The sequence below is a fragment of the Myxococcus vastator genome (assembly GCF_010894475.1).
GTDB classification, from domain to species: Bacteria; Myxococcota; Myxococcia; order Myxococcales; family Myxococcaceae; genus Myxococcus; species Myxococcus vastator.
On sequence record NZ_JAAIYB010000761.1, the window covers coordinates 1 to 2,092 of the forward strand.

At 71.3% G+C, this 2,092-nt stretch carries 2 protein-coding genes; both read left to right on the forward strand.

Annotated elements, in window-relative coordinates; all coding sequences use genetic code 11:
* Positions 1-1,262: glycosyltransferase family 4 protein (locus G4D87_RS36975; protein WP_240358917.1), on the forward strand; the 1,262-nt coding region annotated here is incomplete at its 5' end.
* Positions 1,259-2,011 (forward strand): thioesterase II family protein, encoded by a 753-nt coding sequence (locus G4D87_RS36980; RefSeq protein WP_163787475.1) that lies wholly within the window; start codon positions 1,259-1,261, stop codon positions 2,009-2,011. The genes G4D87_RS36975 and G4D87_RS36980, both read left to right, overlap by 4 nt.
* Positions 2,012-2,092 lie beyond the last annotated feature (81 nt).

The following is a 2,092-nucleotide window of genomic DNA, read 5'->3' on the forward strand; positions in this document are numbered from 1 at the left end:
CCCCACCCCTGAAGGCCCTCCTCCTGGCCATGGAGTACACCCCGAACGTGGCCGGCGGTGTGGGCACCTACGTCTACGAGCTGGCCCGCGGGCTGGCGCGGGGCGGGTGCCAGGTCACCGTCCTGGCGTACACGCCCGGCGAGCCCGCCGTGCTCCGCGAGCCCCACCTCACCGTGCACATGATGCCGCCCAGCCGCGGCAGCCTCTCCCAGGCGGGAAAGCTCTCCCTGGTGGGCGGCATTCGCGTCTTCAACGACGACCTGCTTCACCGAGGCCGCGAGCTCATCCGCGAGGAGCAGCCAGACCTCATCCACTTCCACCAGTGGCACACCCACCGCGCCGCGCGAGCGCTGGCCAACGAGGCCGGGGTGCCCGTGCTGGGGACCAGCCACTACATCTCCGAGCCCGCCGAGCGATGGTGGGGACAGACGCCCGACCCGGAGATTCTCGAGGAGGAGCGCAGCTTCTACGACGGGTCGACGAACGTCATCTCGGTGAGTGACTCCATGAGCCAGCTCATCCGGGAGACCTACGGGATGCCGGCGTCGCTGCTGCACACCATCCACTGCGGCATGGACGCGGGCCCCTTCCTCCAGCCCTCGCACTCGCCGGAGGACTACGCCCGGCTGCGCGCCACGGTGGCCACTCCGGAGGACCCTGTGGTCCTCTACACGGGCCGGCTGCACCCCATGAAGGGCATCAGCGCCATCTTCGCCGCCGCCGAGCGCGTGCTCGAACGGCGCCCCAACGTGCGCTTCCTCCTGGCCGGTGGCACCGACTCGCGCGAGTCCACGCAGATGGTGCAGACGCTGACCCAGCGCTATGCGCACCTGCGCCACCGCATCAAGCTGCTGGGCAAGCTGCCGCGCCAGCAGCTCGGGTTGCTCCACCGAATCGCGGACCTGGCGCTGGTGCCTTCGCTGTACGAGCCCTTTGGCTACACGGCCATCGAGGCCATGGCCTCCGGACTGCCGCTGGTGGCGACGCGCTCTGGAGGCCCGTCGGAGATCGTCGACCACGAGAAGACGGGCCTGCTGGTCCCCGTCCTCCCCGGCGCACCGGGAGGCCCGCGTGAAGTGGACGTCGAGGCGCTCGCCGCCGCGCAGCTCAACCTGCTGGAGGACCGTGAGCGGGCGCGGCGCATGGGGCGGGCCGGCCAGCAACGCGTGGTGGAGCTGTTCAGTCTGCCGCGCATGGTGGCCGCCAACCTCGCCGTGTACCAGCAGCTCGTCGGCGGACAGGGACGCGAAGTGCGGTCATGACGGAGTGGTTGGCCTTCCACGTCCCCGCACCTGCTTCCTGGGTGCGGCTGTTCTGTCTGCCGCACGCGGGCGGCAGCGCCTCGCTGTTCCGCGCCTGGCAGGCGGAGCTGGGGCAGGACATCGAGGTGTGCCCGGTGCAGCTCCCCGGCCGGGAGAACCGCCTGCGCGAGCCGCCCCTGCGCGCGCTGCCGGACGTCATCGCGCCCCTGGTGGACGTGCTGGCGCAGCACACGGACAAGCCCTACGCCCTCTTCGGACACAGCATGGGCGCGCTGCTCGCATACGAGCTGACGCGGGCCCTGCGCGAGCGCGGGCTGCCAGCGCCCCTGCACCTCTTCGTCGCCAGCTACCGGGCGCCGCACACGCTCCAGGCCCACACGCCGGCCACGGCCACCCATGACATCGACGCGTCCGAGGCCCGGCGCCTGGGTGAGTCACGCGCCGTGTCCGGCGAGATGGCCGAAGAGCTGCTGACGCTGATGCGCGCCACCATGCTGGCGGACACCGCCGTGTGCGAGGGCTACGCGTGGAAGCCAGGCCCCGTCCTGACGTGCCCGCTCTCCGCCTTCCGCGGCTTCGACGACTACGTGCTCGATGACGCGACGGAGGCGTGGCGCCAGCTCACCGCCGGTCCGTTCGCCACCCAGACGTTCCTGGGGGACCACTTCTTCCTGCGACAGACGCCGCGCGGCCTGCTGCAGAACATCCGCCGGAGCCTCACCAGGCTGCGGCCCGCCTCGACTCGCTGACCCCCCTTCTTCCAAGGAGCCTTCCCGATGAAGTACCTCGTCTACGTCAAGGACCGCACCTCGGGCCCCCAGCCCCAGGAC

Coding starts and splice junctions, on each gene's coding strand:
- G4D87_RS36980 (WP_163787475.1), top strand. CDS start 1,259: ATGACGGAGTGGTTGGCCTTCCACGTCCCCGCACCTGCTTCCTGGGTG.